This window comes from Pontibacter locisalis (assembly GCF_042684605.1).
GTDB lineage: Bacteria > Bacteroidota > Bacteroidia > Cytophagales > Hymenobacteraceae > Pontibacter > Pontibacter locisalis.
The window spans coordinates 264,128-288,170 of the sequence record NZ_JBHULU010000009.1 but is presented as its reverse complement, the minus strand read 5'-3'; the positions used below and the strand labels follow the sequence as shown (position 1 = coordinate 288,170).

15 protein-coding genes and 1 pseudogene are annotated in these 24,043 nt (G+C 45.9%); 8 read left to right on the top strand and 8 right to left on the bottom strand.

Annotated elements, in window-relative coordinates:
• Both ACFSRY_RS06920 and ACFSRY_RS06915 read right to left on the bottom strand, forming a co-directional pair.
• Positions 1-484, bottom strand: a pseudogene (locus ACFSRY_RS06920) (hypothetical protein); the annotation flags it as partial.
• A 444-nt stretch (positions 485-928) separates the two neighbouring features.
• Positions 929-1,114 carry a hypothetical protein gene (locus ACFSRY_RS06915; RefSeq protein WP_377504412.1) on the bottom strand — a complete coding sequence of 62 codons (186 nt, stop codon included), beginning with the start codon at positions 1,112-1,114 and terminating at the stop codon, positions 929-931.
• A gap of 170 nt (positions 1,115-1,284) precedes the next feature.
• Between ACFSRY_RS06915 and ACFSRY_RS06910 the strand changes: the two genes are divergently transcribed.
• The 3 genes from ACFSRY_RS06910 to ACFSRY_RS06900 are packed head-to-tail and all read left to right on the top strand — an operon-like array spanning position 1,285 to position 6,895.
• Positions 1,285-2,394, top strand: a complete 1,110-nt coding sequence (locus tag ACFSRY_RS06910; protein WP_377504409.1) for an efflux RND transporter periplasmic adaptor subunit — start codon at positions 1,285-1,287, stop codon at positions 2,392-2,394.
• 6 nt (positions 2,395-2,400) lie between these two features.
• Positions 2,401-5,568, top strand: a complete 3,168-nt coding sequence (locus tag ACFSRY_RS06905) for an efflux RND transporter permease subunit (RefSeq protein WP_377504406.1) — start codon at positions 2,401-2,403, stop codon at positions 5,566-5,568.
• Positions 5,555-6,895: a TolC family protein gene (locus tag ACFSRY_RS06900; RefSeq protein WP_377504402.1), complete on the top strand. Its 1,341-nt coding sequence runs from the start codon at positions 5,555-5,557 to the stop codon at positions 6,893-6,895. The genes ACFSRY_RS06905 and ACFSRY_RS06900 overlap by 14 nt, the downstream gene beginning before the upstream one ends.
• Before the next feature lie 111 nt (positions 6,896-7,006).
• Here the strand turns inward: ACFSRY_RS06900 and ACFSRY_RS06895 are convergent, their stop codons facing one another.
• The 3 genes from ACFSRY_RS06895 to ACFSRY_RS06885 all read right to left on the bottom strand — a co-directional run bounded on the left by ACFSRY_RS06895 (position 7,007) and on the right by ACFSRY_RS06885 (position 10,885).
• Positions 7,007-8,563: a sensor histidine kinase gene (locus tag ACFSRY_RS06895; protein ID WP_377504398.1), complete on the bottom strand. Its 1,557-nt coding sequence runs from the start codon at positions 8,561-8,563 to the stop codon at positions 7,007-7,009.
• Positions 8,564-8,567: 4 nt separating this feature from the next.
• Positions 8,568-9,722, bottom strand: coding sequence for an acyl-CoA dehydrogenase family protein (locus ACFSRY_RS06890; protein WP_377504395.1), 1,155 nt, complete (start codon positions 9,720-9,722; stop codon positions 8,568-8,570).
• A gap of 239 nt (positions 9,723-9,961) precedes the next feature.
• Positions 9,962-10,885 carry a hypothetical protein gene (locus ACFSRY_RS06885; RefSeq protein WP_377504392.1) on the bottom strand — a complete coding sequence of 308 codons (924 nt, stop codon included), beginning with the start codon at positions 10,883-10,885 and terminating at the stop codon, positions 9,962-9,964.
• 234 nt (positions 10,886-11,119) lie between these two features.
• Between ACFSRY_RS06885 and ACFSRY_RS06880 the strand changes: the two genes are divergently transcribed.
• From ACFSRY_RS06880 to ACFSRY_RS06870, 3 genes are all read left to right on the top strand, one after another.
• Positions 11,120-12,901: a family 10 glycosylhydrolase gene (locus ACFSRY_RS06880; RefSeq protein ID WP_377504389.1), complete on the top strand. Its 1,782-nt coding sequence runs from the start codon at positions 11,120-11,122 to the stop codon at positions 12,899-12,901.
• A gap of 289 nt (positions 12,902-13,190) precedes the next feature.
• Positions 13,191-16,316 carry a SusC/RagA family TonB-linked outer membrane protein gene (locus tag ACFSRY_RS06875; protein ID WP_377504386.1) on the top strand — a complete coding sequence of 1,042 codons (3,126 nt, stop codon included), beginning with the start codon at positions 13,191-13,193 and terminating at the stop codon, positions 16,314-16,316.
• An 11-nt stretch (positions 16,317-16,327) separates the two neighbouring features.
• Positions 16,328-17,746, top strand: coding sequence for a SusD/RagB family nutrient-binding outer membrane lipoprotein (locus tag ACFSRY_RS06870; protein WP_377504384.1), 1,419 nt, complete (start codon positions 16,328-16,330; stop codon positions 17,744-17,746).
• Between the two features lie 75 nt (positions 17,747-17,821).
• Here ACFSRY_RS06870 and ACFSRY_RS06865 read toward each other — a convergent pair whose 3' ends face one another.
• A complete protein-coding gene (locus ACFSRY_RS06865) occupies positions 17,822-19,111 on the bottom strand; it encodes a serine hydrolase (RefSeq protein WP_377504382.1) in 1,290 nt (429 codons plus the stop codon).
• Positions 19,112-19,315: 204 nt separating this feature from the next.
• Here ACFSRY_RS06865 and ACFSRY_RS06860 point away from each other — a divergent pair, with 204 nt between their 5' ends.
• Both ACFSRY_RS06860 and ACFSRY_RS06855 read left to right on the top strand, forming a co-directional pair.
• Positions 19,316-20,818: a M14 family zinc carboxypeptidase gene (locus ACFSRY_RS06860; RefSeq protein WP_377504380.1), complete on the top strand. Its 1,503-nt coding sequence runs from the start codon at positions 19,316-19,318 to the stop codon at positions 20,816-20,818.
• A gap of 88 nt (positions 20,819-20,906) precedes the next feature.
• Positions 20,907-22,139, top strand: coding sequence for a nucleoside recognition domain-containing protein (locus ACFSRY_RS06855; protein ID WP_377504378.1), 1,233 nt, complete (start codon positions 20,907-20,909; stop codon positions 22,137-22,139).
• A gap of 84 nt (positions 22,140-22,223) precedes the next feature.
• Here ACFSRY_RS06855 and ACFSRY_RS06850 read toward each other — a convergent pair whose 3' ends face one another.
• Both ACFSRY_RS06850 and ACFSRY_RS06845 read right to left on the bottom strand, forming a co-directional pair.
• Positions 22,224-22,460: a hypothetical protein gene (locus ACFSRY_RS06850; protein ID WP_377504376.1), complete on the bottom strand. Its 237-nt coding sequence runs from the start codon at positions 22,458-22,460 to the stop codon at positions 22,224-22,226.
• A 181-nt stretch (positions 22,461-22,641) separates the two neighbouring features.
• Entirely contained in the window at positions 22,642-23,937 is a 1,296-nt protein-coding gene (locus ACFSRY_RS06845) for a sugar MFS transporter (RefSeq protein ID WP_377504374.1), read from the bottom strand.
• Positions 23,938-24,043 lie beyond the last annotated feature (106 nt).

The following is a 24,043-nucleotide window of genomic DNA, read 5'->3' as shown; positions in this document are numbered from 1 at the left end:
GGCGGATGGTGATGTCGGCCGAGTTGCCCAGCGAGCGCACCAGGGGGCCGGCCCCGCGGATGTTGGCGTGCTCGATGATTACCGGCTCGTTTGTGCGGATCTCCACGGCCGCCACCTCCGAGTCCCTGGACTCCCAGTTGCCCGTGTAGGTGCCCCCCTTGGTGATCACCAAAGGACCGCTGTAAGTTTGTGCGTTCACACCATTATTGACTACCGCAACCAGGAACAGGATTAAATAGCAGAAGAGCCAACGCTTCCTGTTGAAAATTAAGAGGCTAAAGCTAAAAGTTGATAGCTTTTGATCCATTGAAAGGATAGAGATTATTTTCATTTGCTTTCTGTGATTAGGTTTAAAAGGCTTCATTAACCAAAGCAGCTGTGGAGTAAAACCATTAAGCCGCACCGAGAAAGATTTTGTAATCAAGAAAAGGTAATCGCAGGGTTTTTTAGACAACACTAGCTTAGGGTGACCGAAAAACGGCACCAAATGGATTTAAGTAGGCAAAAGAATGCTTGTGCTCTTCTTTGAAAGAGCAGATCCACTAATATTTAATAATCACAAGGGCTTGGATTAACAGGAGGAACTCCTTGGCAAAAGTTGGTGGAGGCGGATATTACAGGCCTTAAATAAGATTTAATGTAAACTTAACAATAATACTATAACTATTACAACACTGCTGCTCTTTTTGTTATATTTCAACATCCCTTTTAAGGAGAGAATACAAAAACATTAGTAAAGACACACTAAACAAGGGTAATCATGCTTGATTTAAGTATATAAATAATAATAAGTTTAACTTTTCAAGCAAGCCACAACAACTATAACTATATATAAATAAAGCTGTTAACAAAATTAAGAATTGGTTTATTTATTGGTCCCTGGCAATGATAAAGTCATAGAACAGCATGCTACAGACCTTCTTTTCTACTACTGCTTGGATTTACTTCTGCTTGCTCCATAGAGCACTGGACTGAAGAACCTCAGGTTCTCAAGAATACAAGCCATGCTATAAAACTTATCTGGATCCACTTCTGAACTCTCTGCCATGGCTGTTAGCAGGGCGTCCAGTGTGTCTGTAAACTTTTTATCAAACTCTTGTTCTGTCATTTCCATACAGCTATTCTTAAATTTAACAGCAAGTTACTAACCAAATCCAAGTTAATTTAATTTCAAGTTCTCCTGTCATTAAAAATTTCAGCTAAGCAGAATACATCGAGGAGAAATTCTAAAGAAAGCCATTCAGAGCATCTAACAATTAAGACCCTAAAGCGTTTCTATCTTGTATGAAACGCAGGAAAATCTTCATTTTGACTGGTGCCCTAATCTTGGTACTAGCTGTTTACCTCTCCTCCAGGCTAGGCGAAGAGGAACAGGAGGAGCGTCCGCAGAAGGAAGAGAGAGTATACGTGGAGGTGCAGCGGGTAAATCCAGACACAGTTCAAAGTTACGTCACGCTAACAGGACGGGTAATACCCAAGGACAAAATTGAGATATTCGCGGAGGTGGGCGGGATTTTCATTGATCAGGGAAAGCCGTTTAAAGTCGGTTATGACTACAACCGGGGGGAGGTACTGGTGCGTATAAATGCCGAGGAGGCAGAGCAGCGGCTGATCAGCAGCAAGAGCGCCTATATGAATGTGCTGGCGCAGGTGGTACCGGATTTGAAAATAGATTTTCCGGAGATTTATGAGCCATGGCGCGACTTCCTGATCAATTTTGACGTGAACAGACCCCTGCAGCCGCTTCCCAAAGTACAGACAGATCGGCAGAAGCTTTTCCTGACCGGCCGCAACGTGTATAGCCAGTATTACAGCTTAAAAGAGCAGGAAGCACAGCTGCGCAACTACATCATCCGGGCCCCTTTTGATGGTACCATTACTGCAGCGCTGATCAATGAGGGAACGCTTGTGCGCGTGGGTCAGAAACTAGGGGAGTACATTAAAACGGACATCTACGAAATAGAGGCCGCTATTAGTCCCGAAGAGTTGCAATACCTGTCGAAAGGAGATGAGGTGCTGCTACAGGTGCCAAACTCCTCAGCCACCTACACTGGCAGAGTCAGCCGCATTAATGCCAGCATAGACAGCGAGACACAGACGGTACTGGTGTACATACAGGTGAGCCACCCGGACCTGAAGGCAGGCATGTACCTGGAGGGCAAGGTAAAAGGCCAGCAATTCGAACAAGCCGTCCGGCTGCCGCGCGATGTGCTGGTGAACGACAGGAGTATCTACATTATCCGTGACAGTACAGCTGTTTTAAAACCGGCCCAGGTGCTCAAGTTCTCTTCCGATGAGGTCATACTTGGCGGATTGGAGAATGATGTTTTGGTAATGAAGACAAATGAAAATGCTGCGTTTGAAGGCACAAAAGTTACCTACCAACTAAACTGACAGCAGATGCGCAAAATCTTAGCCTTTTTCATTCGAAATGATGTACTGATCAACCTGACGATCCTGCTGATTATCGTGTTCGGCTATTTTAGCGCGCGCAACCTTACCTCCTCATTTTTTCCGAAGCAAGAGACAAAGTTTATTATCATTGAAGCCGTATACCCCGGCGCCTCCCCCGAGGAGATAGAAGAAGGCATTACTTTAAAAATTGAAGAAAACCTGCAAGGTGTCAGCGGCATCGACCGAGTTACCTCCACCTCCTCCGAGAACGCTGCCAACATACAGGTAGAGCTACTCTCCTCCGCTGATGCCGATGTAGTGCTTCAGGATGTAAAAAACGCGGTGGATCAAATCAGCTCCTTTCCACTGGGGTTAGAAAGAGTAGTAGTTTACAAACAGGAGATTGTCAACTTTACAGCCAAAATCGCGTTGAGCGGCGATGTGCCGCTGGAAGATCTGAAGGAAAAAGCTCAGAAGGTGGAGGATGATTTACGTGCTTCCGATGAAATCTCCCAGATCACCCTGACCGGCTATACCCCCGAAGAAATTGAAGTAGCCGCCCGCGAGAATCTGCTCCGCAGTTATGGCCTCACGTTTGAGGACTTGGCCAATGCCGTTCGTGCAGCTAACATTGAGGTGACAGGGGGCACCATTAAAGGCGCAGAAAGAGACGTGATCATCCGGGTAGATAACAAGGAATATTATGCGCGAAACCTGGAGGACATTGTAGTAAAAGGTATGCCGGATGGGCGCCTGGTACGGCTACGGGACGTGGCGGATGTGAAAGATAAGTTTGAAGAGACCACAGACCGTGCCTTTTTCAACGGCCAGCCCGCTGTTCTGCTTACCATCAGTACCCTAAACGAAGAAGACATACTTCAGGCCGCTGCTTTTGTGCGGAACTACATTGATAAATTTAACCAGCGAAACCAACAGGTAAAAGCCACCCTGGTAGATGACGCCACCGTGAACCTGCGGGAGCGAATTGGTTTGCTGGAGAAAAACGGCCTGATTGGCGCTTTCCTGGTTGTATTCCTGCTAGGCATGTTCCTGCGCATCCGGCTGGCCTTTTGGGTAGCCATTGGGATACCCATTTCTTTCCTGGGGATGATCATTCTGGCCAACCTGGCAGGCATTACCATCAACGTACTCTCGCTGTTTGGGATGATCCTGGTGATTGGTATATTGGTAGACGACGGCATCGTAGTAGGCGAGAATATTTTCCAACGCTACGAAGACGGAGAATCACCGCACCAGGCTGCTGTGAATGGTACGATGGAGGTGCTGCCCTCTATCGTTTCTGCTCTGACCACCACCTCTATCGGCTTTGCTTTTTTCTTCTTTATCGAGGGACAGTTGGGCGAATATTTTTCTGATGTTTCTTTCGTGGTCATCAGTGCTTTGGGAGTGTCTTTAGTAGAGGTTATGTTTTTTTTGCCTGCTCACCTGGCCCACAGCAAAGACCTGGACAGAAACTATAAACCCAATGCGGTAAAAGAAAAAGTTGCCAATGTAATGTTCTGGATCAGGGACAATGGCTATAAACCGCTGCTGGTTTTCATCCTGAAATTCAAGATCTTTTATGTCCTGCTGGTGCTGAGTGTTTTTATAATCACCATTGGTGCGGTGCGATCCAAAGTGGTGCGTACTGTTTTTTTCCCTGATATAGAATCTAACTCAGTTACCGTTACTTTAGAGTTGCCTGCTGGCACCACCGATACCATCACAGAGAGCTCCATCAAAAGAGTAGCCGCTGCCGCACGAGCCCTGAACCAGGATTACCGCCAGCGGCTGGAGCAGGAAGAAGAATCCGAGGCAAAGGATGTGATTGAGGATGTAGAGCTACGCGTTGGTCCTACACGAAACACGGCTACTGCGGTAGTTTACCTGGCTCCGGCCGAAAGCAGAACTATCCGCAGCTTTCAGATTGCCAGTGACCTGCGGGAGAAAGTCGGACCGATACCCAGCGCGCGAAAGCTTGCCTACGAGACCAGCACCGCCTTCGGCAAGCCCATCTCCATCTCCCTCTCCTCCAGCGACTACGAAGAACTACAACTGGCTTCGGAAGAGCTGAAAGCAGAACTGCGCGATATGGCAACAGTGAAAGACGTGGTTGACAATTTTCAGGAGAGCCAGCCGGAGGTGGGCATAACATTGAATGAGCAGGCGAAGCTGCTGGGGTTAAATCCCCTGCAAGTGATCTCGCAGGTACGCAACGGCTTTTTTGGACAGGAGGCACAGCGGTTACAACGTGGAGATGACGAGGTAAAAGTGTGGATACGCTATGACTTGCAGGACCGAACGAACCGGGAGCAGCTGCGAGAAATGCGTATTCGCACGCCCGATGGCCGATCGCTCCCACTCGAACAACTGGTGAACATCGAAGAACAGCAGGGCCCAATCGCCATCAACCACCGCAACGCCCGTCGCGAAATACGCGTGGATGCGGATGTAGCAAGTTTAGAGGTTTCGTCTGTGGATGTCATCTCCAACATCACCTCAAATGTGTTACCGGAAATTCTTTCTAAGTATCCCAGCATAGACTATACGCTGGAAGGACAGGTAAGGGAAACAGGTAAACTTGGGAAGTCGGCTGCGCTGGTGGGGCCACCCATCCTGCTGCTCATGCTGGCGATGCTGATTTATACTTTTAAGTCCTATAGCCAGGCCATTTCACTTATCCTGATGTTGCCTTTTGGTTTGATCGGGGCTATCTGGGGACACTATATCCACGGCTTACCTATCAGTGTTCTTTCCATACTTGGATTTGTGGCGCTCATAGGGATACTTCTGAACGACGGCCTGGTGTTCACTAACACTTTGAACGACAAGCTAAGGGCCGGAGCAAAATATGAGAAGGCTCTTATGGAAACAGGCCTGTCAAGGTTCAGGCCCCTGGTACTTACTACCATTACAACGGCTGCAGGTCTGGGGCCTTTGATTTTTGAAAACAGCTTTCAGGCACAGTTCCTTATTCCGATGGCAGCCACCGTAGCTTATGGGTTAGTAGTTGGCTCTTTCTTCGTCGGCACGCTTCTGCCGGTGTTTCTCTTTGCTACCAACCGGGCTAAAGTATATGCCACTTACCTCTGGACCGGGCAAAAGCCTGAGCCGGAAGATGTGGAGCGGGCCGTGAAAGATAGACGTAACAGAGAGAAGTATGAAAAAGCATAGAAGCCTCGTTTGTTTTATATTTTGGATGCTCAGTACAACTGCCTTCTCTCAGGTGAAAGACACCCTGAACGTACTGACACTGGAGGAGGCGATTCTGGGTGCCCTGGAGCAGAACCACAACATCCGGATTGCACGCTACGATGCAGCCATCAGCGAAAACAACGCCACCCCCGGCAACGCAGGCCTTCTTCCCTCCCTCGCAGCAGAAGGAAGCTACACCAAATCTATCCGCGATGTACAGACCTCTTTTATCAACCCACAAATTGACGAGATTAACCGGCAGAATGCGGAGTCATCCACGCTGACCGGAACTGTACTGCTGAACTATACGATTTTCAACGGCCTGGGCAATTACTATCAGTTCAATTCACTCCAGAACCTGAGCCGGATTGGGGACGTGCAGGCGCGGCTGACAATCGAGAACACACTGCTGCAGGCGGTGATACAGTACCTGGAGGCTGCACGGTTGCAGGAACTGCTGCAGATTAACAGGGAAGCCATGGAAATCAGTCGGGAGCGGTATGAACGGGTGAATGTGAAGTATGAGTTCGGAGCCATCACCAAGTTGGACGTGCTAAATGCCAAAGTAGATTTGAATGCGGACAGTACCATTTACCTCAGTACCATGGCCGATTATGCCAACGCCCTCCGCAACTTAAACTTACTCTTGGGACGTGATCCTGCAGCAACTATGGTCGTGGATGAGAATTTTGGGCTGAACCGCAATCTACAGCTTGAGGCTCTTATGGCAGAGGCACTGGCTGTAAATAGTAACCTGCTTCTTGCTGAATACCTTCGGCAGGATGCCCGCCTTAATCTCAAAATAGCAAATTCAGGCTACTATCCGCGCATAGATTTGAATGCCGCCTACAACTACAACCACGTAAAAGACGAAGCCAGCTTCCTGAACCTCTCCCGTACCGATGGTTTTTCAGGCACTATCACGCTCAGCTATAACCTCTTCAACGGTTTTCAGCAACGGACCCGGGTAGAGAATGCACGAGTTTCCTTAGCAGCTTCTGCTGAGAATTTAGAACTGGCTGCCGATCAGGTAAAGAGGGATGTCAGGAACACCTATGAGATCTACCTAAACAACTTATACCTTCTCCAGCTAGCCCAGGACGACTTGACTACCTCCCGGCTTAACTTTGAGCGCAGCCAAGAGGCCTACGCTACTGGCCAGATCAACAGCACCGACCTGCGTACCGCGCAACTCAACCTGATCAACTCCCAGAACAGAATTAATAATCTACGGATTCAGACTAAAAGCTCTGAAGTGGAGTTATACAGATTATCAGGCAGGTTGATAATGGAAAGTAGAAGGTAACCTATACCTGAGACAAGGAAGGATTATAAAAAACAGCAAAACTTCCACCTCACTTGCCATGCCGGTCTTGATAGCCTGTACATTTTGTATCATGGAAGAACAAAGGCAGGGTCAGGTGCTACTTCCTATAACAGGCGTACCAATCTGTTTCAATCGTATTGTAAAAGTAGAGCCTATGCCTTCTTTACTTTCCACTGTTATCTGGCCTCCGTTAATTTCAACAATTCTGTTTACTATGTACAGACCAACCCCACTACCTTCCACATGGGAATGCATGCGTTTAAAAAGCTGAAACACACGCTTCTGATTCGCAGAAGGAATTCCTAATCCATTATCACTTACTGAGAGGCAATAGTCTCCACTTTCGCACCATGTACTAATGCAGATATAGGGCTTACGAACCGGAGAACGGTACTTGATTGCGTTACCTATCAGATTATACAGAATACTCGTCAGGTTTCTCTTCGAGAAAAGGATGATATGATTTGCGTCTGCCGCTAGCTCTATCAAAGCTTCTGAAGCTTCAATCTCCTGTTCCAGGAGTTGCCTTACCTCTTCTAATAGCTCCTGAATGTTTATAAGGCTAGCCTTTTGTTCAAAATTTTTCTGAATCCTGGACACCTCCGTAAGGCCTTCCACAGTTTGTTTAAACCGTTTGATAGAACGTTTAATATGCTCCAACTCCGTTTCCACAGCGCCACGAGCCGGCCCTAATTCCTCTTCTAACGAAGTCACCAGCCCTTCAATATTCAGGATAGGTGATTTCAAATCATGGGAGGCTGTATAAACAAAAGTGTCTAGATCAGCATTAACACGCGCCAGATTGGTATTTAACCTTTCGAGTTCCTCCAGATGAGCCTGCGTATGTTGCTGCGCAACTACCATTGGAGTAATGTTATTTAATATAACCAGCTTATAGTTTGAAGAGGCTCTTGTATCTATCGGTGCTACGGACAGTTCCAGGAAAAGAGAATCCTCAGCTCGCTTCACTTCAAAAACTCTTTTGGGCTCACTTATATACCCATCTAAGAGAAACTGCATTATTTCTTCCTGCAGTTCTTCCGGGAATAGATCATTTACAGATGTTCCCAGCACCTCTTTCTCAGTTTTTGTTAGCAGAACCAAGGCATAATTATTTATACTGAAAACAGTACCGGTGCCTGAAACAAGTATAGCCCCAATAGGTGCCTCCTCTAAAATCTTTGTTGTGAAGTCGGCCCGAACTTTTTCTAAAGCATTGGGAGCAAACCGCTGCTCCATCATAGAGGTGCTTTTCAACTTTGCAAAACTTCTGCGCTGTATAGTCCGTTGCATGGCATCTTCCAGAATGGGAGACATACGTTGGCCAATTGCGTTAGAGACACACTGAACTGTTGGACCAACGAATGGCGAGAACTGTAAAGCCTGCTTTATCTTTTCATTGTTGGCACTATCGTTTACCAACAGTATGGAGATACACTTGTCATGAGCATAGGCATCCTGCGCGAATCGAATAGGATTGGCAACCTCCTCTCCTATTAGAAGCGCCCGATGATGCTGTAACGTTTTACAGGTTTGCTTAAAACTTTCTCCGGATGCTTCTTCAAAAGTCAGGTTTGCTACCTCAATATTCTCCTGAAGTAACGTTAGCGTCTCTTTATGTAGCCCAATGTGAAGTATTGATTCCATGGTGCTAACTATCCAAAATAGGCTGCTCCAGAAGAGCACGCCCCAGCCAAGTATACAATATGTCCGTTGTGGGTCCCATTACATGAGCTGCACGGGCATCTCGCAGGAGCACATCCATTCTGGAGTTCTGACTATAGGCGATTCCTCCCATTAGTGTCATTGCTTCATTTACAACTTCCACACTACAGGTAGCCACTTCCGCTTTAGAAGAAAGAATAGGTAATATGGCTGTAGGTTCACCACTCTCGCCCTCTCGGGTTGCATGGTACAGTAACTGGCGGGTACGTTCTATCTTAGACCATAAAGTTCCCAGACGATGCTGCAGTAAAGTGTTCTGGCTTAAGGTGGAACCATTATGTCGGTAACTTCGCTGTACAAGGTGCTGCCTTGCCTCATTAAAAGCAGCTTGAGCTATTCCCAGGTAAGTGCCTGCCATTGCTGTTAAAAAGTAAGGGGCTACCACCTGAAAAACATACCACAGCTGATCCCCTGCATCTCCCAGCAAGTTAGCAGCAGGTACTTTGATATCTTTGAGAAAAAGTGTTCTGGAGGAATTTCCGCGCATTCCCAGTCCTTTCCAATCTGGCCCCCATTCCAGGTTTTCTGTATTGTTCCGAAGAACGAAGCAGGAAAATTCATCCCGGCTGGCATCAGGATCTACACCCAACGTAGAGATAACATAAGAGTCTGCCTTTGTACCATTTGTTACAAAGCTCTTACTACCATTCAAAAGAAACTCCTCTTCTGACAGGGCTAAAAGCTGCGTCTGAGGAAAATAAAAATGTGCCCCAGTACCAGGTTCACTAAGAGCGAGCGTAGTAAGATGCTCCCCGGCGGCAATAGGTCTTAAAAACTCCTCCTTCTGATAGTCAGAAGGTTTTGCACCGATAACAGCAGAGCCCACGCAGTGCATACCGAAACAAAGGGCAGTAGACGCTGACACCTCCCCCAAAATCTCACAAGCACGGGCAAGGGCATACATTCCCTGCCCCTGACCACCAAACTCCTTTGATACCAATAATCCTCCAAGACCTGCTTTTTGAAGCGCTTTGATGCTATTCTCAGGCCATTTGCCCTGTTCATCAACCAAAGATGCTTCTTCGCTTACGGTGGATTTTGTTATTACTCTTAAGCTATCAAGAATTTCCTGCAGGACCATTGAATTTGAATTAGAAGACAAGACACAAACTAAAACAGTAGGGATATGCCTGAAAAGCTAAAGTTACCAAAAATACGTTGTAATACCCACTTAATGTGGGACTACCTCTTTTACCGGAGGGTAAAAAGGAGAATTAACTTCATAGACTTTTTAAAAACATTGCACCACTTCTTTACCTGGTACAGGTAGTGTTACAACAGAGAGACTTTCCCCAAAATATACAAGAAGTATTTTTTCAATTAGTCCGTCCCGGTCTTCTGCTTTACAAAGCGGCGAATACCATCACCCCTCATTCCTGTAATGGCAAAGGTAATTCCAGCTGCCACGATCAGGGACAAAGTGTTTATGCCGAAGGTAAGTAAATGCTCCTCCCACCTATCGTCCTCCTGAAAGCCGAACACCAGCTTTAAACCAAACCAGGCCGGGTAGACGGAGATATGAGCCGTAGCTGCCAACCCAACCAGTTCACGCCGCCCGGCATCATCCATGGCACCCAAAGCAGCTGCAACCCCAATCACGGAAGCTAGTATAAACCCTGTCAGAGGAGACCCAAACTCACTGAAACCGATGGGTGGCTCTGTGAAAAGGGCGACACAGCTTCCGGCCAGGACAATCATAATAGTAGTAAGTAAAAGTGCCAACAGCCCCTGCCCCAAGAAACGCCACTCCCGAAGAATACTTCCCAACCCTACTGTAAGCATGTGGTGGTGATATGGCAGAAAGAGTAGCCCAGCTATGATAAGTGGAATTAAGTCTTCCACCATTCCAAAAGAGAGAAGAATCGAAGAAAGAAATACCCTCCCCAACAGGCTAGGTGTTATTTCGGTGAACTGCCACAGCTCATCATAGACATCCGTTGTGGGTCTGACAAAGGGATTTGTTTCTTTTCTTGGGGTCTCTGCTGCAAAGACAGACTCCGGGTGCCGGATAGTAAAAGCAAATGTATCCGGGTCATAAAAAGGAGCTACCATCAGAGTCTCAATAAATTGTTTTGCTCTCGGCGTATCAGTTTCAACTTCTACTACATCCAGCTTCCTTTCCATCCGGTCTGGGGTATATTGTTTCGCCTGCTGCATCGATACTTGCAGTATTCCTGCCGAAAAAGCTAAGCCCATAACCTTCTGCCCCTGCCCCGTAGGCGCCTTTACAGTTATCAAACGCATATGGTTGCTCCTTTAAAATACATTCGTAACACTAGTGAAAGATTAGAAGCTGTATACTTCATTGTAAAGGAAATGTTATATTTTATGCCCTAATGCGGCGTATAGCTGTTTCACTTTTGCCTTACCCGAATAAGGGTTTCTCAGCCACACCTTTTTTCTTTATAAAACCAACATAAGATGCTATAGATTGGGAGCTTGTTCGTATTTTCGCCCATATTGTCATTTACTGCTTATATGGGGTTTAAAGCTTTACTCGCTGCTCTTCTTTTTCTCTTTTTTTCTTTTCATGTTCTATCTCAACCAGTACCTAACCGTGAGTTTAGGGGAGTTTGGGTGGCTACCGTGAGCAACCTGGACTGGCCCGTAAAGGGGGCTTCTGCTGAAAATCAGAAAGCAGCCCTAAGCGCCATGTTCGACAGAATCAAAGAGGCAAACCTGAATGTGGTCTTCTTTCAGATACGTACCGAATGTGACGCCTTTTATAGTTCCAGTAGAGAACCCTGGTCACGGTTTTTAACGGGTACACAGGGAGTAAGTCCAGGATATGACCCATTGGCTTTTGCCATTGAAGAAGCGCATAAGAGAGGGCTAGAGCTACATGCCTGGTTCAATCCTTACCGGGTAAACGCATCTACTTCTACCTCTCTTACCTACGCCGCAAACCATGTAACCCACACCAAGCCTGCGTGGATACTTAGCTTTTCAAATGGTAAGAAGATACTGAATCCGGGGCTTCCTGAGGTAAGGCAGTATATAACTGCTGTTGTGAGTGAGGTTGCGGCGAACTATGCCGTAGATGGCATTCACTTCGATGACTACTTTTACCCTTATCCGGAAGGGAACTTTGCCGGAATCACAAACGAAGATGCAGGTACTTTCTCGTTGTATGGAAGCGGGTTTACAAATATAAAGGACTGGCGACGGAACAATGTGAATGAGACGATACGCCTTGTGCATGAACAATTGGCAGCTATAAAACCTGGTGTAAGGTTCGGAGTAAGCCCTTTTGGGATATGGAAAAATGGTGTACCAGCAGGCATAACTGGCATGGATGCCTACAACACTATTTACGCTGACCCTGTTACCTGGCTGGAGAACCAGTATGTAGATTACATTTCGCCACAGCTGTACTGGCAAATTGGAGGAGCACAGGATTATCGCACCCTTCTGCAGTGGTGGGCAGGTAAAGCCTATAGCTCCTCCCGTCATCTTTATGCCGGCCACGCCCTTTACAAAACAACGTTCTCTGAGCAGGAGGTACCAAACCAGGTAAATATAACCAGAGATAATCGCAGTCAGAATGCTTTGGGAGGCGTGCTTTACCGGGCAGCAAATCTCACATCCAATACGAACAACATTTTCTCAAACCTCAGGAATACCACCTTTAAAACTCCCGCTGCGCCACCATCCATGGCTTGGAAAGGAGGACATAAACCTGCCGCTCCCGGCTCGCTTACAGTTACCCTTGACGAGGCAACAGGAGCTCATAACATTACATGGCAACGCAACCCCGCTAATACAGATTCCTTCAAGAGGTACATCCTGTATAACTTAGCTTCACCCGTTAATAATACTTCCGATATACCCGATGGGGCCGTACGCGCGCTCACTGTATCCGAGTCTTTTACAATTAATGCAGGAGAGGTATCGCTGCAAGGAGCCTACTGGGCAGTAACAGAATTAAGCCCTGACAATGTAGAAAGCGACCTGAGCCAGGCAGCAACCATAGGAGGCGTGACAGCTATTGCCAGAAAGACAGAGAAACATCAGCTGAAGGTGTATCCAAACCCGGCTACCAACCGGTTCTTGGTTGATTTCGAATTGAAAAAGAATGCAGAAGTAAGGGCAGAGCTAGTTTCTTTGGACGGTAAAGTAAGAACAAGAATCCTGCGGAAGAGATTTAATGCCGGAGCCCACACTATTAGTGTTGAAAGAGGAAAACTCGCACCGGGAATGTACCTGTTTGTTTTAACCATTGACCGCACCCGAACGACCAAAAGAGTTTTGCTTATTTAGGAAATCCCTACTTTCATAAAGCCACTGTGCCCAATCCTTCGGTGAACAACCCGTTAAGGATTGGGCACAGTGGCTTTATGAAAGGTGTACTTCTATCAGAATATACTTAACTTTTCCGATACTTTATTTTTCTAACATCGTACACTCTCTAAAATCATGAGTTTACGACAGAATAAAGACATAAACACCTCTTCATGAAGTCCAATATATGTCTGCAAACACCTGATAAATATTCAGGAACGGCGACATCAACTATTTAATGTTAACCATCTATCTAAACTTTCTTACTATGAGGAACAATTTTACATTCAGTCTGCTGTTACTGTTGCTCTTCCTGGCTACCAGCCTGTATGCCCAGGATACTAACGTTGTAACTGGCAAGGTTACAGGCGCAGAAGAGGGCATGCCACTGCCCGGGGTAAGTGTACTTGTAAAAGGTACTACCACCGGTACTACCACAGATACTAATGGAGAATTTCGGATACAGGTTCCAGGTAACAATGCTGTTCTGGTTTTCAGATACCTTGGCTACGAAACCAAAGAGGTGACAGTAGGAAACCAATCCGTCATAAACGTAGCCTTGGGTACTGACACCCGGCAACTTTCTGAAGTGGTTGTTACAGCTATGGGTATCACACGTGAGAAAAAAGCCCTTGGCTATGCTACTTCTACAGTAGACACAGAGGAACTTGTGCAAAATCGCCAACCAAATGTACTAAATGCATTACAGGGCAAAGTGGCAGGTGCTACTATTTCCAGTACAGGTGGGGCACCGGGCCAGGGAGCAAATATTCTGATACGTGGTATCAACTCCATAGACCCTAGTCAGAGCAACGATCCGCTTTATGTGATTGACGGAATTCTTGTTGACAACTCTACTTCCACTTTCGGGGAGGGAGCAGAACTTCGGGGAATGAGCAACCGTTTGGCTGACATCAATCCAGATAACATCGAAAGTATTAATATTCTGAAAGGTGGAGCGGCCACTGCACTCTATGGTCTGCGTGGAGCAAATGGTGTAGTTGTAATCACAACTAAAAGAGGCCAGACAGGGGCGTTGCGTGTGAACTTTACAAGTACTGCCGGAATCGAGGAAGTAAATAAGTTTCCCGAGACACAGGACATGTTTACCCAGGGTTACATTGGGGATTATGAAGCGGATAGCTTCTGGCCATCCTGGGGCCCGACAGTGGAGGAAGCCCGCAGAATAGATCCAACACATCCTGCCGAACTATTTAACCACTTCAGGGATGCCTATGAAACCGGACACCAGTATAGGAACTCCCTTTCCTTCTCAGGCGGAACCGAGAAAATCAACTTTTTTTCTTCTATATCGCATCAAAGGCACGAAGGGGTGCTTCCGTTTACAGATTATGAAAACATACAGGCCCGCTTAAATACAGATGTAAAAATCAGTGAAAAGTTCAGTACAGGAGCCAACTTTACTTTCATCAACTCAGGTGGTAACCGCTATAACGCCGATCGCTTCAACGAAAGCCTCAGCTATTGGTCGCCACGATGGGATGTTACAGATTTCCTTGAGCCGGATGGCACCATGAAGACGTACCGCAACAATAACCCTATTTATGGTGCATATACTAATTTATTAGAAGATGATGTAAACAGGTTTATCGGTGGTTTAAACTTTGGCTACGAGCCAAAAGAATGGCTGAACTTCAACTATCGTATTGGTTTAGATACGTATAACGACGACCGTACCCGTACCGCTCCTGGTCCTCGCGGATTTGCCAATGAAAGAGTTTATGAAGACAATGGGTTAGGCTTTGTAAATGAATATACCACTAAGTTCAGAGCAATTAACTCCACATTCATTGCAACGCTGCAATCTTCATTTGGAGAGAACTTTAACGGTACCCTCAGACTTGGTCATGAGCTGTATGACAGGAAAATTGAAAGCTTCGGAGCAGAAGGTTCAGAATTAGCTGTTTTTGACTATTTTAACTTAACAAACGCAAGATTCCTTTCCTCTGAGCAGAACAAGTCAGAGTACAGATTGATGGGTTTCTTTGGAGAGGCATCCTTTGACTATAAGGATTTCCTGTTTCTTACAGTAACGGGACGTAATGACATAACATCTACTTTAAATGAAAATAACAGATCCTTCTTCTACCCTTCTGTTAGCCTTAGCTATTTGTTTTCTGAACAGTTTGACCTTCCAACATTCATAAGTCAGGGCAAGCTTAGGTTGTCTTATGCAAAGATAGGCAAGGATGCCCCTCCTTACTCCACCTCATCAGGTTTTGCTCCTTACGGAGGTTTCCCCACAGGATATACAGGATTTACACGATCTGCACTACTTGGTAACAGAGATCTTCGCCCCGAATTTACAAACACTTATGAAGCGGGTCTGGAAATGTCTTTTCTGGATAACCGATTCGGCTTTGACTTTACTTATTACTACTCACTCAGCGAAGACCAGATCCTTACTATTCCAATAGCCACATCAACCGGTTTTGTTAACGCTGCAGTAAACGCTGGTGAAATGCGAAACAAAGGTGTAGAAATTGCTTTGAACGCTGTACCTGTACAAACTAATAATTTCAGTTGGGACACGAAGTTGGTCTTTTCCGCTAACCGCAACAAAATCCTAAGCCTTCCGGAAGGTTTGGATCAAATAACTTATGCCTCACAGTTTGGATATGTTGGCGCTTCCGTGACGATGAGGCTTATTGCAGGGCAGCCTTATGGCAACATTTACGGGTCCTACTACCAGCGCTATTATGGCCCTGGTGAAGAAGAGGATCCGTTGTTTATAGATGAATCAAGACCAATTGTGATTGGTGCCGACGGTTTCCCGGTGCGTGCTCCTCTCTCAAACCCTAAAATACTAGGTAACTCCCAGCCTGACTGGGTTGCCGGTTTAACAAATACCTTCCGGTACAAAAACCTCAGCCTTACTGCCTTGATAGATACACGCCAGGGCCTGGAGAAATACAACCAGATGGGCAACTTCTTTGCGGCTTTTGGTATTGCAGAATATACAGAGAACCGCAACCAAACCATTGTGTTTGATGGCGTACTGCAGGATGGTACTCCTAACACAAAGCCTGTGTTTCTTGGGCAGGGTACAGGACCTGATGGCGTAAAATACGGTGCCGGCTACTATCGCAATGTGTATCGGGGCGTGTCAGAGAACTTTGTTGAAGATGCTTCTTGGACACGTTTGCGCTCCCTCACACTCAGCTATGTGCTGCCAGATAAGTGGTTCGAGAGCATCTTTGTTAAAAATGCTTCTGTTGCACTCACAGGTAACAACCTGTGGCTTTCTACTGACTACTCCGGTTTTGATCCTGAAAACAGCTCCACTCCTTCCGGTAGCAACGTAGATGGGTTTGCCGGATTTACTTACCCGGCTGTAAGAAGCTACCTGTTCACTCTTAATGTAGGATTCTAAAAAGACGAGGCATGAAAAAGATATTCAAATATACGTTCGCCATCATTCTAATGGGGGCAATGATAAGTTTGCAGAGTTGTGAGGATTATTTTGACCTGGAGGAAAACCCGAACCTGGTGACTAATCCTCCCCTTGAAAAACTGCTTTCCACTACTACCCAAAAAACTGGTTTGAACAGCCAGCGGGTAGGTAATATTACTTCATATTTTGTACAGTACCTGGCGAGTCCTGTTGCCGGATCATCCACAGATACGTATGAGGTAACCGACTATACCTCTACCTGGGATGCACTGTACCTGGCAATGGCAGACATATATGATATGAAGCAGAAAGCGCAGGAACAGGAAGCCAGTGATTACGTAGGAGTTGCCAATATACTGATGGCTTACCACCTGATGCTGGTGACGGACCTTTGGGGCGATGCTCCCTTTTCTAATGCATTTGATAACTCTACGCTTACGCCTGAATTTGACTCTGCAGAAGATTTGTACAACACCACCTTAACGCTTCTGGATGAGGCCATTGCTGAATTATCTAAAACAGACTCTAGAGTAATCCTGAGCCCGGTCAATGACCTGATCTATGGCGGCGATAAGAGTAAATGGATTAAAACAGCCTATGCTCTTAAAGCAAGACAGCTGAATAAGCTTACCGGTTCATCTGCCTACAATGCTCAGGCGGTACTCACCGCAGTAGAAAACTCTTATACATCGAATGCCGACAATGCGGATATGGCAGTGTTTTTTGAACGAAACCCATGGGCCGCTATAGCAGACGCGAATAGAAGACTCATACTAGGTGGCTGGCTTTCAGAGCAACTAATTGAGCAGCTAAAGGGAACAACCACCGGTGTAGAGGACCCGCGCCTTGAGATGATCACAGACACAACTATAAATGGAACGTATGTAGGCACACCTAATGGCGCAGGTAACGCTGGCACTGCCAGTACCACTATTAAGGATGAAGTATATATCTCACTTAACTCACCGATCACTGCAGAAGACGCTCCGATAATCATTGTGTCTTACCCGGAAGTAAAAATGATAGAAGCTGAGGCAGCATTAAGAGCAGGACAAGCACAAAGAGCATATGCCGCATACCTGGAAGGCATCAGGGCCAGTATGGAACTTTACGAGGTGGATCCAGCAGAGGCAAATGCTTATATCAATGATCCGGCAATAGCTGTAGGCGCTTCAAATCTTACACTTGATATGATTTTTAGAGAGAAGTTCGTGATTACATACCTGAACCCTGAAGCCTGGAACGATGCCAGAAGGTTCGATTACATGTATGAAGACTTTACCTTACCGGAGAATGCTGCTCTCAACACCTTCATACGCAGGGTAGCTTACCCACAGGGAGAAGCATCTAAGAATCCTAACACTCCTGAAACTCCTCCACTTTCAGACCCACTATGGTGGGACATGTAACAGATAGTTTGCTCTTATTAGCATAAAAAAGCCGCACTGATTTTTCAGTGAGGCTTTTTTATGTAGCAGATATTCCTACTCATAGTTAATTCGGAACCTTGACAGGTCCGGCAGGTGCTTCTTTTTTCGCTGCAGTTCATGTTGGTAAATTGTTCTTCCGAGGTTCTTCATAAATGGAAAGCCTACTTCATCATACTCATACTTGCCATCGTTCAAGATCTCATCCTCGTTCACATATATTACGGCAGTTAACATAAACTCCACTTTATTTTCAAAATCAACCACATAAGCGTTGTCGATCATAAAGCCATAGGCATCTCCTATTTTGTTAAAGATGCGGATGTTCTCAGGTATGCGCTCCTTGTCCTGTCCGTACATCAGAAACTTTACATAGCTGTCGGGATACTCCTGTTCTTCATACTTGGGATAATCGCTCTCACGCGGCAGCATCGACATGTACTTGTACAGGAATTCATAATCTTCCGGCTTCAGATTGAAGCGCTGCTGGGCAGGTACTGCCTCTGGGAACATCAGGCTCTTTAGAATTCCTTGCAGGGCCTCCACAGAAATATAATTCTTGGCCGAAAAATCCATGGGCTTGTTCACCAGCTCATCCCCCTGCATATACCCCTTCCCCAGGTACACGTCCTTCAGTGGGCTTGGCTTTGGGTTCTGGTTGTTTACAAGCGGCTGCTCATACAATACCTTGTCACCCTGGTAAAAGGTAAAGGGATTGGTGTGGCTGTTCTCATCAGGTGTCAGGAAGATAGAAAGCCTGTGCGATAAACGTACATCTTCAAATCCCTTCTCATGGAGGCCTTCGTTCAGCTGTTTCTGCCCCAAGAACTCGTAAAGCCTGTTATACGCGTCATTGTCGCTTACAAGCAGCACTTTTTTGATGTAATGTGCTATGGAAGGCAAGTTATCCTCAGAGCTACTGTCTGTGGTAACTGCCGACTGGCCGGAATAGGCGCTGTCTATTTTTAAAGCTGTATATTTACTTAGCCCTTCTTTATTCAGCTCATTTAGTTTTTCAAGAGCCAAAGCAGCTGCAGGTAACTTAACAGTGCTGGCAGGATAAAAATACTCCTTCGGATCGAGGCGATAGGCATAGGAAGTGAACTGAGGATTATTTTGCTCATCTCTGTCGATCTGAGTATAAAGTACCTGCACACGGTACTTCTCGGGCTGCTCCAGTATTTGCTGAAACTGCTCCGGGTGTTGCTTCATGATTCTCTGAACCATATTTTCATTTTTAATTCTTTGCGTCACACAAGAGACCTGTGTAAGTGAAAGCGCCCCAAAGAAAACAAGCCTTGTAAAAAGTGGCAGGTTCTTTCGCAAACGCACTGAGATATGCATCATAGCCATGGTATTTCCTAAGCAGGAAGATACAAAATTTTTGCTTTCTCCATGATTGCTCCACCTATTTTCCTGTTGGCATAACCAAGTGTACTAATTTCGTAAATTACATTTTATTCCTACATTAAGGATTGTAAATGAACAATGGTTTTTAGCTGTGTCGCTTCATTTACCATTAACTTGATGTACCACCAAAAAAGTGGTTCAATGAGAAAGCTTCATGTAATTCTTCTACTAATACTGGCACTAACAGCAGTTACGTGTCAGCAGAAAAAGATTCCCGAAATGGCAGAAAGAACGAACCTTCAACCTAAGGCTTTTTACGAGCAACATAACAATTTCAAAGAAAAAGCTATCACTAACAGGCGATTCAAGCATAAAGACATAGTACCGCTGCTGGAGCAACTAAAGCAGAGCCACCTGTTCGAAGTGGAGGTAATCGGCAAATCAGTAGAACAGCGTGACATTTACATGGTGAAAGCAGGCACCGGTAAAACAAAAGTAATGCTCTGGTCGCAGATGCACGGTGACGAATCTACGGCTACTATGGCATTGTTCGACCTGATCAACTTTCTGCAAGGGAGCGATGGACTGGATTCTGTGCGCCAGGATATATTACAAAATACAACGCTTTACATCATACCCATGCTAAACCCGGATGGGGCAGAACGCTTCATCCGTCGGAATGCACTGCAGATAGACCTTAACCGGGATGCCCTCAGACTGCAAAGTCCTGAGGCTGTATTATTAAAACACATGCGCGACAGTATCAATCCTGAATTTGGGTTTAACCTGCACGATCAAAGCCGCTACTATACCGTTGGCAACACCTCTAAGCCGGCTACCATTTCTTTTCTAGCCCCAGCATTTGATTACGCCCAAACCGTTGACACAGTACGCGCCCGTGCCATGCGCACCATTGTGGGAATGAACGAGGCACTGCAGCAGCTTATTCCTGGGCAGATAGCAAAATACTCTGATGAGCATGAGCCAAGGGCTTTCGGAGATAATATCCAGAAGTGGGGCACCAGTGTTATCCTGATCGAGTCAGGAGGATATAACGAGGACCCGGAGAAACAGGAGATCCGGAAACTTAATTTTGCTGCCATTATCTCTGCTTTGCAATTGATAGCCAGCGAAGGTTACAAGAGTTATATACTGGAAGATTATTACATTATTCCTGAAAACGAGCGCAACCTTTTTGACCTGGTTATACGAAACGTGCGCTATGAGCAGCATGGCCAGAATACCTTACTGGATGTGGGCATTATGCGGGACGAGGTAGAATTACCCTCAGCACCCGAGGGCTACTATCATAAGAGCAGTATTGAGGAACTGGGCGATATGCGTGTTTTCTATGGCTATGAAGAAGTGAACGGTGAAGGGCTAACATTGGTGCCTGGTAAAGTATATCCTAAGCCTTTAAAAAGTTTCAGCTCCCTTTCAACAGCACGTGCTCAGGAACTGTTGGCGGAAGGATATACTACGGTTGAGGTTGATGAATTACCGCCTTCCGGCTTTAGCCCCCAGAACCTCCCTTTGAACGTTACAAAGCGAGCAGAGAAAGTTAGTCATGACCTTACGCTCGAAAACATGGCCAACTTTGTACTCAGAGATGATGCTGGCCAAGTTAAGTATGCTATTGTAAATGGCTTTGTGTATGATCTTAATGGGGAAATACCAAAGCTCTTTCATGGTCTGGTGCTTTAAAATTCTCCGCCTGCTATATAGCAGGCGGATTTTATAAGATCACTTTGTATCTTACCGGTTCAACCAGACCAAGCTAACCTTTTCATACATGGTTTTAAATTATCTATGGGCGGGATTCTTCCTGATTGCCTTTTTTATTGCCCTTTTTCAGCTCATCTTTTTCCAGGACTATGATATATTTCAAAAGCTCGTTGCCAGTACCTTTGAAAATGCAAAGCTAGGCTTTGAAATCTCCTTGGGACTTACCGGTGTAATGACGCTTTGGCTGGGCTTAATGAATGTAGGTGAGAAAGGCGGTATTATAGCCATTTTTTCCAGGTTGGTAGGCCCTTTCTTTCACCGCCTGTTCCCGGAGATTCCTAACAATCATCCTGTTTATGGATCTATTCTGATGAATTTTTCCGCAAATATGCTAGGCCTGGATAATGCCGCTACACCCCTGGGACTAAAGGCGATGAAAGAAATGCAGGAACTGAACCCGCATAAGGAAACTGCTTCCAAAGCACAGATCATGTTTTTGGTGCTCAATACCTCCGGCCTTACTATTATACCAATCAGTGTTATGGTATTCCGGGCACAACTAGGAGCTGCAGACCCCTCAGATATCTTTATTCCCATACTTCTGGCTACCTTCTTCTCTACCGTTACCGGTCTTATAGCTGTAGCTTTTTACCAGCGCATTAACCTGCTGCATCCGGTTATACTTGCCTACCTGGGCACTTTTATGCTCCTTGTTATAGGGATGATCTATTATTTCAGCATCATTCCGCAAGAACAGGTGAGCCTGATCTCTACGGTGGCCAGCAACGTGATTCTCTTTTCTATCATCATCTCTTTTGTTGGACTTGCACTGTATAGAAAAGTAAATGTCTATGATGCGTTCATTGAGGGAGCCAAAGAAGGGTTTACAGTTGCTATTACCATCATCCCTTACTTAGTAGCCATCCTTGTCGCCATAGGTGTTTTCAGAACGTCTGGCGCACTTGACCTGCTGGTAGACGGAATAGGCTACGGCATTGCCTTAACGGGCCTCAACACTGATTTTGTGCCGGCCTTACCAGTTGCATTTATGAAACCCCTTAGCGGAAGCGGCGCGAGAGGCATGATGGTAGAAGCATTGAATACCTATGGAGTTGATTCATTTGTAGGACGCCTTGCCTCCACCATACAGGGCTCCACAGAAACCACCTTTTATATCCTGGCAGTATACTTCGGCTCCGTTGGCATTCGAAACACGCGCTATGCCCTTACCTGCGGTCTCATTGCTGACTTTGCAGGTGTCATTGCAGCAATCTTTATTGCTTATCTGTTCTTCCACTAGTCTATATGGCACAGAAGTAAAAACAAAAGCCTCTGACATCTCTATCAGAGGCTTTTTGATTATAACAAATGGTTAGTTCCTATACTAAACCCACGCCTTTTTTTCACTGAAGTGATTGCAGCCAAACATGGCGCCTGTGATCATTTCAAATTTCTTTGGCTTCAGGTCCTGAGATGACTCATGTACTAAAGGCAGCACATAAGAAGGTTCCATGGCGTGTTGGCCTGTTAGTTCGTCACAAACCCCAAAGTCTTTACTTTGTAGTTGTACTTTATTTTGATCTTGCTCCCAGTGGGTGCAGTGATTGCAGGTAGCTTCCATAGTCTAAATTTTAAGTTTGAATTTCATTAACTGATACTATAAATATACTGTCCCATGGCAGACTCAGGTTGCAGGTAAAGGCTGTTTTAGAGAAATTTAGAATCATCCTAAACAAAGGAAGGCCCTGTATGCCAGCAATTTTCTCGCTGGCATACAGGGCCTTCCTTTGTTTAACGTAGTGTTACGACCTTACCTTATACCCTGCCACTGCATAATACAGGATGAACAGGTAACAAGGCACCATGAGCCAATACGCCTGCTGCGCACTAAAGGCATCAGACAACGCACCGTATATAAGTGGCAGGATAGCACCACCAGCGATACCCATGATCAGTAAAGAAGAGCCTATTTTAGTAAAACGCCCCAAGTTGGCTAAAGCCAAAGGCCAGATAGCAGGCCACATTAAAGCGTTTGCAAGACCAAGTAAGGCAATCGAAAGCACAGAAACATAGCCATCTGTCAGTATTGCAGAAAGGGAGAACAACACCCCCAGTATTGCAGAGATCTGCAACGCCTTCTCCTGCTTTATATACTTTGGAATAGCCGCAATACCGATCAGGTATCCCACAATCATGGCAATCAGTGTGATGGAAGTAAAGAACTTGGCTTCCGTGAAGGGTATACCCTGCCCGTAGGCCGCATAGCTGATGATCGTATCACCGGCCATCACTTCGACTCCCACATACAGAAATAATGCAAAGGCACCCATTAGCAGGTGGGGGAATTGCAGAATACTTTTCTTGTTCGTGTTGGCAGCCGCTACTGTTTCATCCTCCTTATCAGTGTCTACTTCAGGCAAGGATGAAAAGTAAATTAGCACAGCCAGTACTATCAGCACTGCCACAATAACAAGGTAGGGTGCAATTACTTTTGCTGCCAAAGCATCAAGCTCAGCGGCTTTCTCGGCAGCACTCATTGCCCCCAGACTGTCAACCAATGCATCGGCATTTGAGAGAACAATGGCACCAAGTACAATAGGCGCCAGCGCCCCTGCTACTTTGTTGAAGATACCCATGATACTGATGCGCTTGGCAGCACTCTCAATGGGTCCCAGAATAGTAACATAAGGGTTAGAGGCTGTCTGCAGCACAGCAAGACCAGTACCCTGCACAAACAATCCAAGCAGGAAAAGCTCATAAACGCGTGTCATAGCCGCCGGAATGAAAACAGCAGCACCAACCGACATTATAAGCAGACCCACAGACATTCCATTTTTGAAGCCTGTCTTCTTTAGCACCCAAGCCGACGGAATGGCCATTACCAAGTAAGAAATATAAAAGGCAAAGGCAACCAGGTAAGACTGGAAGTCGTTGAGCTGGCATGCAATTTTAAGATAAGGGATCAGTACGGAGTTTAGCCACGTGACGAAGCCAAAGATAAAGAACAAGGCACCGATGATGATGATGGAGCGCATGTAGTTGTTCTGGCCCTCTACCTTTCCTGCACTATCAGTTACCGTGGAAGCTACTTTTGTCATTACTATCTAAAATTAAAATGAGTGCTGTTGCTGAATTTAATACCTGTTTAAGCTGCACCCTTTTCAGCACAAGGCAAAACAGAAGTACAATATAAAGTTTTAACAG

Bases quoted from the DNA above. Each gene is read 5' to 3' on its own strand.
- ACFSRY_RS06915 (WP_377504412.1), bottom strand. From the start codon at position 1,114: ATGGAAATGACAGAACAAGAGTTTGATAAAAAGTTTACAGACACACTG.
- ACFSRY_RS06910 (WP_377504409.1), top strand. From the start codon at position 1,285: ATGAAACGCAGGAAAATCTTCATTTTGACTGGTGCCCTAATCTTGGTA.
- ACFSRY_RS06905 (WP_377504406.1), top strand. From the start codon at position 2,401: ATGCGCAAAATCTTAGCCTTTTTCATTCGAAATGATGTACTGATCAAC.
- ACFSRY_RS06900 (WP_377504402.1), top strand. From the start codon at position 5,555: ATGAAAAAGCATAGAAGCCTCGTTTGTTTTATATTTTGGATGCTCAGT.
- ACFSRY_RS06895 (WP_377504398.1), bottom strand. From the start codon at position 8,563: ATGGAATCAATACTTCACATTGGGCTACATAAAGAGACGCTAACGTTA.
- ACFSRY_RS06890 (WP_377504395.1), bottom strand. From the start codon at position 9,722: ATGGTCCTGCAGGAAATTCTTGATAGCTTAAGAGTAATAACAAAATCC.
- ACFSRY_RS06885 (WP_377504392.1), bottom strand. From the start codon at position 10,885: ATGCGTTTGATAACTGTAAAGGCGCCTACGGGGCAGGGGCAGAAGGTT.
- ACFSRY_RS06880 (WP_377504389.1), top strand. From the start codon at position 11,120: ATGGGGTTTAAAGCTTTACTCGCTGCTCTTCTTTTTCTCTTTTTTTCT.
- ACFSRY_RS06875 (WP_377504386.1), top strand. From the start codon at position 13,191: ATGAGGAACAATTTTACATTCAGTCTGCTGTTACTGTTGCTCTTCCTG.
- ACFSRY_RS06870 (WP_377504384.1), top strand. From the start codon at position 16,328: ATGAAAAAGATATTCAAATATACGTTCGCCATCATTCTAATGGGGGCA.
- ACFSRY_RS06865 (WP_377504382.1), bottom strand. From the start codon at position 19,111: ATGATGCATATCTCAGTGCGTTTGCGAAAGAACCTGCCACTTTTTACA.
- ACFSRY_RS06860 (WP_377504380.1), top strand. From the start codon at position 19,316: ATGAGAAAGCTTCATGTAATTCTTCTACTAATACTGGCACTAACAGCA.
- ACFSRY_RS06855 (WP_377504378.1), top strand. From the start codon at position 20,907: ATGGTTTTAAATTATCTATGGGCGGGATTCTTCCTGATTGCCTTTTTT.
- ACFSRY_RS06850 (WP_377504376.1), bottom strand. From the start codon at position 22,460: ATGGAAGCTACCTGCAATCACTGCACCCACTGGGAGCAAGATCAAAAT.
- ACFSRY_RS06845 (WP_377504374.1), bottom strand. From the start codon at position 23,937: ATGACAAAAGTAGCTTCCACGGTAACTGATAGTGCAGGAAAGGTAGAG.